Here is a 7,469-nt window from a genome sequence, read left to right as displayed (position 1 = left end):
GGGAAGGAGCGGCTCTAGCAGAGGGTGAACTGACGGGACACAGCCATCGCCTACAAGAGGCCAATGCCGTTCAGTTATGGGTGCAGGGTCATCATCTGTTTCTGGAAGTTAAGGAATCCAGTGCCACTTTGGTTCATGAGGAGCATCAGGCCATTGAATTACCCCAAGGGCTTTATCGAGTTTGGCGACAGCGGGAATACCGACCTGATGCTTATGTAGAGGTCATGGACTAATGCGCTACCTGATGTCAAACGGGCGGGTGCCGAGAAAATCAGCCAAGCCAAGCCTCAGCCGAAACGAACCGGTATCGAGCGATCGCGCTCGCAAGCTAATTTTGGAGCATCGAGCTGGGGATGGCCTCAAGGTTCTAGGACCTCTAGATTTACGTGGGGAACCCAGCCTCTACTCACTTCCTGAGAATTTAACTTGTGAGAGCTTGGATATCAGTGATTGTGTCAACCTCACAACGCTTCCTTTAGGGCTGCATGTAACTCATTGGATTGAGCTGGCAGGAAGTGGCATCACTCGCTTACCCAAAGGACATGGTTTTGTTTTACGCTGGCGTGGCGTGCAGGTCAGCGATCGCATTGCCTTTGAGCCGCAGTTGATGACAGGGCAAGATATTCTCAACACCGAGAATGCTGAGTTACGTCGGGTGCTGATTGAGCGGTTGGGCTATGAGCGGTTTTTACAGCAAGTGGGAGGGGTGATCCGCGATGCTGACACAGATACCGGAGGCGATCGCCAACTCATCTGTGTCGCTTTTGAAGATGACGAACCGCTCATGGTCTTAAGGGTCACTTGTCCTTCTACAGGGCACATCCATATCCTGCGCGTTCCGCCTGATATGCGGAGCTGCCATCAAGCTGCCGCCTGGATTGCAGGCTTTGACAATCCAGACGACTACCAGCCGTTGATTGAGGCTTAACTGCGGCTCACTCAATGACTGGTAGGTGATGAGCAGCAGCACCAATCTAGGAAGCTAGAGCCGGTTGCACAAACCGCTTGATTTCCCCACAGGCGATGTAGGACTTGCCATCAGGTGCTGTCTTCACTTCATTCACGATATACAGCATCCCCTCTTCCCGAATGGAGCGAGGGAAGCGCATATTCCAATCTGGTTCATAGGCATCGGAGACCACTCTAGCGCGGAGTTTACTGCCCTCTTTGACACATTGCACTAGCACACCATTGCCGACCGCATCGGTGGTGGAGAGATCCGCTGCACTTGCAGGCCCGGTCGAAGCTTTGCCCGTACTTGCAGGTCTGGAGGAGCGAGCCGTCACAAAGATATCCACTTCACCCGGCTTAGTGAAGCGAGTGATCTCACCTTTGACTCGATAAAAGCTGAGATCGCTAGATAGTTCTAGTCCTTCGACGACATAACGCGCTCCCTCAGCCCGAATAGCCCGAGGAAATTGAATATTCTTGGTCCCGTCATAACCCTCAGATATGACTTTGACTCGCAGCTTACCGCCTTCGCGAACGCAGTGCAGTTCCACACCAGAACCCACTTCGCTCACGGTGGGCATGGCATATACCTCCTCACCCGCTGTGACTCCACGGCCTACGAGATCACTGCGGTTACGGCTCATCGTCTGATAAGTCTGATCCCGTAATTCCTTACGCCCAGCGTTACCTAAAGCTTTTTGAGCGATGCGACCGGCAAAATACTCTAGCTGGTCGATCTCCTCCGCAATCTCAAAATTCTCATTTAATCCTTGCTGGCGCAGGTCTTGGATTAAGTCGCGGAGGATTTGTTCAGCTGACTCATGCCTGCCATGCTCAGCCAAATCAAGAGCGGTCTCTTTGGCCTTAGCAATGGTTAGACGGCTTAACTCTAGAATAATATGTCTCGAAGCCGCCATTGCCGCTTCTTCAACCGTCCCAACTTTAGCCACCACTTCTGTGGTCCCTGACACGCTCTGAATCAGGTCATCTTGAACCACAGCCGCACTGTAGTGCAACTTCATTAGGGGCAGTTCACTTCCAGGCAGGGCCGCGATCGCCGCCTCAGAAATAGCTAAACTCAAGCCCAAGAGTTTGTCTTCGCCCTCATAAAGCTCTCCTAAGGAGAGCACCGTTGCCCCAGCGTCATTCTGGCTCACTTTAGCGAGGCTCAAAGTGTCAACTAAGCTGACTCCTGCTGCTAATTCCAACGTCACAAGCAGATTCTGGCCGACTACTGCCCGAAGGCTGTCTAGCTCAATACTAAATACTTCAGTCGCTTCATCAATGCTCTGAATAAAGTAAAAGTTACCATTGGCCGCTCTGGCCATGCCAATTAAAAGATCTTCGTTGAAGCCCTGAGCAAACCCTAGAGTGGTGGTGACAATGCCTGCTTCTGCTTTTTGCCCTGAGGTTGCTGTCAATACTTTGGGGTCTTGAATCCCCATGTTGGCATGGCCATCGGTGAGCAGCAGGACGCGGTTGATTTTTTGAGGGTCCAGATGGGCTTTCACATACTCGCAACCTTTGAGCCATCCTCCTGACAAATTGGTAATACCACCCGCTTGTACCCGACGAATCGCAGTTTTAAGCCCAGCTTTGTCAGTCATGGGTTGAGGAGATATAGCCGTATCCACCGCATCGTCATAAACGACCACGGAGAGCGTATCTTCTGGCTCTAGTTGATCCACCACCGACTCAGCGGCTTTGAGAGCATGATGTAGAGGCGCACCTGCCATGGAGCCTGAGCGATCGATCACTAAGGAAAGGTTCAGCTGCCGTCGGGGAGACTCAGGGGTGTCAGCCCGAAACCGCAGGAGCACGTTCGTCTTTAATGCAGCGCCCACGGGTAGGATAGCCTGCTCAAAGTCGTAACTCATCTGAATCATTTCGTCTTCCCTCTCCATCTGCCCAGGACAAATTACAAGCCTAATGTGCCCAATTTCGCAGCAGGCTTCACATCGCCTCAAGAATGGGATTGAGCCGGCAACACCTTCTTGATCCCAATGGACAAAGGCAAGCTTCGACCCATTTGAATTCCTACAAGGTATTGAGCTTAGGGTTCATCTCTAGCCCTCTTTTTGTTCTTTGTCTAGCAGCAGCTACAAAACGTTCAATTTGTCATAGAATCAGTCAAATAAAGTGATTTTTTAGCACAAAAATCAAGGTCTTGAGAATAATATGATCATTGCGATCGCGAATCAAAAAGGTGGGGTAGCAAAGACAACCTCCACGATCGCGTTAGGAGGTTTACTAGCCGAGCAAGGTTCTTGTTTAGTTGTTGACTTTGACCCTCAGGGCAACTTAACCACTGGGCTAGGGGTAAAAATTCAACCTGATCAGAAGACGGCTTATGAAGTCCTGATCGATCGCAAGCAACAAGCAGCCGCAGCGATCGTTGAAACTAAAGCAGGCATTAGTCTATTACCCGCTGATATTTCCCTTGCGACTGGAGAGAAGCAGATCCTAACGGTGGCAGACAATAGCCGAATTCTTAGAAAGAAGTTAAACCCATTACGTCAAGACTATGAGCATATTTTGATTGACTGTCCTCCTAGCTTAGGAATGCTGACACTAAATGCTTTAATGGCGGCAGATACAGTTTTAATTCCAGTTCAGTGTCAATTCTTTGCGCTTGAAGGGTTGCGACAACTGCTAGAAACCATCGATGGTATCCGAGATGAGGACACTCACCCAGAATTACAAATCTTGGGGGTTTTGCCAACTATGGCTGATCGCACGCTCACGACCCAAGATGCTCTCAAAACCCTACAAGCTAAGTTAACAGGCATCAAAATTTTTGAACCTGTCCCTAAATCAGTTCAGTTTCCAGAGTCAAATTTAGCCCGAGAACCCATCCATCAATACACCTCTGAGCAGAAACTAACCTCAGCGTATCGAGCAGTCGTTCAAGCAATTGTGGAGCAAGTGTGATATGGCCAAAAAACGCTTGTCAATGGCGGATGAAATGGAGTTCCCTAATAAGACAAGGCAATTTCTTGACTTTGTAGGAGTAACGCCTAATGTTCTGCTTCAAGAGCAAGAGGCAGAACCCAGCGATCAATATTTGTCGCTGGCCCAAATCCATTTACCTTCACAACAGCCTCGACGCTATTTTTCACCTCAAGCAATGGACAGTTTGGTTGCTTCAATTCGTGAGCATGGTATCTTACAGCCACTATTGGTTCGTCCGTCCTTAGAGGGTGGGTATGAACTGCTTGCTGGGGAACGTCGCTACAGAGCAGCTCAAACCCTCAAGCTTGAAAAAGTGCCAGTTCTAATCCGAGATCTTGCAGATCAAGATGCAATCCAAGTAGCGCTTCTAGAAAATCTGCAAAGAGAGGATCTCAATCCAATTGAGGAAACAGAGGCAATCCTTCAACTACTCTCAATTCGTTTAGAGTGCTCACCAGAAGAGGCAGTCTCTCTGCTCAATCACGTTGCCAATCTACAAAAGCAAGGTACTGAAATTACGAACAACGTTGTTCGTAGTCAATGGGAGCTTGTAGGACAAATCTTTTCGGTTATCGGCAGATTAAGCCCAGACAGCTTCCGTAGCCACCGTTTACCCTTACTCAATTTACCTGAAGACGTTCTCCATGTTTTACGGCAAGGCCAGCTTGAGTATACAAAAGCGCGAACAATTGCTCAGGTAAAGGATGCACAAGAGCGACAACAGCTGCTTGCCGAAACTTTAGAGCACAATCTTTCAGTTAGAGAGATCAAAAAGCGCATCCATGAAATCCAGCCTACTAAAACTACGGGCGTTCCCAGCGCTTTACCAAACCGTATGAAAGATGTTTACCGGCGGGTTAGGCAAGCCAAGATTTGGGAAGATCCAAAAAAGGCAAAAGTACTAGAGAAATTGTTAGGGCAGCTTGAGTCATTGGTGGAGTGAAATTTGCACTGCTGTTTTTGCCATGAGGGAAATAGTCGCTGCTCATGGAAAGTAAGTTTTAGAATTGAATAGTGCAAACGAACTAATTGTCCAAGCACCACTTGGACGATTGAGTTACTAAGCTTTATCTACGCTAGAAGTAAATCTGTGATTGCTATATAGGTTGACCAATCGTATGAACTCAGACAGTGAATAATTTGTCATCCAATGATTATGAAAAATTTCTGCGAAACCTGAAAGAACGGATTCGCAACGCCCAGGTTCGAGCGGCCTTAGCAGTTAATAAGGAGCTAGTGCTACTTTATTGGCAGGTTGGCAAAGATATTTTGAGTCGGCAACAGCAAGCTGGTTGGGGTGCAAAAATAATCACTCAATTAGCAGCAGATTTGAAGCGAGAACTTCCAGACATCAAAGGCTTCTCTCGCTCCAACCTCCTCTACATGCGGGCATTTGCCCAAGCGTTTCCTGATGAATCAATCGTCCAAGATGTGTTTGGACAAATTACTTGGTATCACAACATTAGCCTGCTGGAAAAACTCAAAGATGCTGAAGAGCGAGTTTGGTACGCGAAGCAAACAGTTGTACACGGCTGGAGCCGTAATGTACTAGTTCATCAAATTGAAAGTGGACTTTACCGAAGAATGGAAGGTGCCATCACGAATTTTGACCGCGCTCTACCCCAGCCACAATCAGACCTAGCTCAACAATTAATCAAAGATCCCTATCATTTTGACTTCTTAAGCCTTAGTCAAGACGTACAAGAACGGGAGTTAGAAACTGCTCTAGTCGAGCACATTCGAGATTTTTTACTAGAGTTAGGTGTTGGTTTTTCTTTTGTTGGGAGTCAGTATCGCATAGAAGTAGATGGTGATGACTACTACATCGATTTACTGTTTTATCATCTAAAATTACGTTGCTTTGTAGTGATTGATCTCAAAGTTAAGGAGTTTCAGCCCGAGTTTTCAGGCAAAATGAGTTTTTATATCTCAGCCGTCGATGACTTATTACGGCATAGAGATGATAACCCCACCATTGGTATCATCCTTTGTAAAGGTAAGAAGAAGACAGCTGCTGAGTATGCTTTGCGAGATGTAAATAAGCCAATTGGAGTATCAACTTACCAGTTACGAAATTCTTTGCCAGAATCATTACGAGGAAGTTTACCAACTCCAGAGCAATTGGAAATGGAATTGGAAAGCATTTTACAAGGCATTGAAGCTTCGCCATCTGAGGATAGTGATTAAGCTAGACAGAATTCTTCAATCATCTTGACTCTAAATGTAGTGCACTCGATCGTAGAGAACCTACTCAGCAAACCTAAAAGATTCATACTCAACTATCGACTTTGGAAGTAGATGAAGAAGTTTTTGGGGCGTTGCTGAAAAAGTAATGCTGACTTTGGCACAATGAAGGTATGAAATGTCCTCAATGTCACCTGCATTATTTGAAGTATCGAACAATTCCTCTCTCAGCTTAAATCATTACCTATTCAGCAACGCCGTTTTTGGAAGGCGATCGCCTTCTACCTTCTCTAATCCATCTAGAAGCAGCCGCCTCAGCTTTTGCGCTAGAGACAGCTCAGTTCACAGCGGATTATCCGAGTACGCCTCGTCAATTCGCTCTCTGAGTCCTTCAATGTCTACCGTTACCCGATCTGTCAGAGTACCTGGTTAGCCTGAATCTGGTACCTACAGCTTAGCCTACTAGTTGTACTTCAACTTTATGTTCATTAATGTGATGCAGTTTGTATTGAACTACTGTATGCTATATTTATGAGAACAGTCATTGCCTCTCGTCTCGCTTTTCGCTAGAGGTATTCTGATGACAGTAGCTCTGAGGTCAAGGCGATGAAACTAGCTGAACTCAAGCAACAGACCTACGAAGCATGAAAATGTCTCAGCACCTTCAATGGGGCCGTTGTGCAATCTCAGAACTTCAAAGCTGATGTGAGGCAGCAGTTTGACGATTTGAGACACAAGTAAACCTGGGTTAAAACTTTAGCCAGGTTCATAGCCCACAATTGCTATGATGCTTGCCTTGATTCCTACAGCCTCATCCTCTACGACTTCAACTTAACACCAGAGCCATGGGATTATGAGTACTGCTACCTCATCGTCAAGGAATTTCTCGCTGTCCCTGGAGCACTAGAGCTAATCAAGCTTGGTTTAGAGCAACTGTTCTCTTCTATCTTCACTTCACAAGAACGGGAGCAGGCCCATGGGGTTTTTGAACTGGTTCCAGCAGCCGAGCGCATTGGACTCCTAGTTAGATCTATTCCACAGCTCGCAGGAACTCACTAAGCACGAACGAGTAGACGGAGCCACGCTCTACAAAGACTTTCAGCAATCGATGCTTGACAAAAAAGTCAGCGCTGAAGGCAGACGGAAAGCCGTAGTGGCCAAAACTCGAGAACTATTCGACTGTACGATTGACGAGCTTTACGAAGGGACGAGAGGCAAGAAGGGCGATCGCTCCTCATTGCCTCAGGAAGCTCAGAAGGCATACCTAGTAGACCTCCTGCATGAATCAAGAGGGATGTGCCAGTTCATAGTTGAGCAAGCCAGCAATCAAGTTCAAGCGTAAGCCAAACCGCTCTCTCCGGTTGCGATACCGCCCTGAAAAG

General features: G+C 47.3%; 6 protein-coding genes and 1 pseudogene. 5 read left to right on the top strand and 2 right to left on the bottom strand.

Going from position 1 to position 7,469, the window contains the following annotated elements; all coding sequences use genetic code 11:
- Positions 1 to 233 (top strand): hypothetical protein (locus NDA01_RS30780; RefSeq protein WP_348231040.1); only part of this gene is annotated, 233 nt, incomplete at its 5' end.
- The gene (locus NDA01_RS30775; protein WP_348231039.1) at positions 233 to 928 is read left to right on the top strand and encodes a DUF6745 domain-containing protein; all 696 of its coding nucleotides are present in this window, start codon (positions 233 to 235) and stop codon (positions 926 to 928) included. The genes NDA01_RS30780 and NDA01_RS30775, both read left to right, overlap by 1 nt.
- Before the next feature lie 46 nt (positions 929 to 974).
- Here NDA01_RS30775 and NDA01_RS30770 read toward each other — a convergent pair whose 3' ends face one another.
- Positions 975 to 2,837 carry a vWA domain-containing protein gene (locus NDA01_RS30770; RefSeq protein WP_348231038.1) on the bottom strand — a complete coding sequence of 621 codons (1,863 nt, stop codon included), beginning with the start codon at positions 2,835 to 2,837 and terminating at the stop codon, positions 975 to 977.
- A 292-nt stretch (positions 2,838 to 3,129) separates the two neighbouring features.
- Here NDA01_RS30770 and NDA01_RS30765 point away from each other — a divergent pair, with 292 nt between their 5' ends.
- The 3 genes from NDA01_RS30765 (at position 3,130) to NDA01_RS30755 (ending at position 6,090) form a co-directional block, all read left to right on the top strand.
- On the top strand, positions 3,130 to 3,882 hold the full coding sequence (locus tag NDA01_RS30765; protein WP_190560680.1) for a ParA family protein: 753 nt from the start codon (positions 3,130 to 3,132) through the stop codon (positions 3,880 to 3,882).
- A gap of 1 nt (position 3,883) precedes the next feature.
- On the top strand, positions 3,884 to 4,846 hold the full coding sequence (locus NDA01_RS30760; protein ID WP_348231037.1) for a ParB/RepB/Spo0J family partition protein: 963 nt from the start codon (positions 3,884 to 3,886) through the stop codon (positions 4,844 to 4,846).
- 188 nt (positions 4,847 to 5,034) lie between these two features.
- The gene (locus NDA01_RS30755; protein WP_348231036.1) at positions 5,035 to 6,090 is read left to right on the top strand and encodes a PDDEXK nuclease domain-containing protein; all 1,056 of its coding nucleotides are present in this window, start codon (positions 5,035 to 5,037) and stop codon (positions 6,088 to 6,090) included.
- A gap of 1,282 nt (positions 6,091 to 7,372) precedes the next feature.
- Here NDA01_RS30755 and NDA01_RS30750 read toward each other — a convergent pair.
- Positions 7,373 to 7,469 (bottom strand): annotated as a pseudogene (locus NDA01_RS30750) (IS5/IS1182 family transposase); the annotation flags it as partial.

Origin of the sequence: Trichocoleus desertorum AS-A10, from assembly GCF_039962155.1 — a bacterium.
Lineage (GTDB): Bacteria > Cyanobacteriota > Cyanobacteriia > FACHB-46 > FACHB-46 > Trichocoleus.
This window is presented reverse-complemented; position numbering and strand designations above follow the sequence as displayed.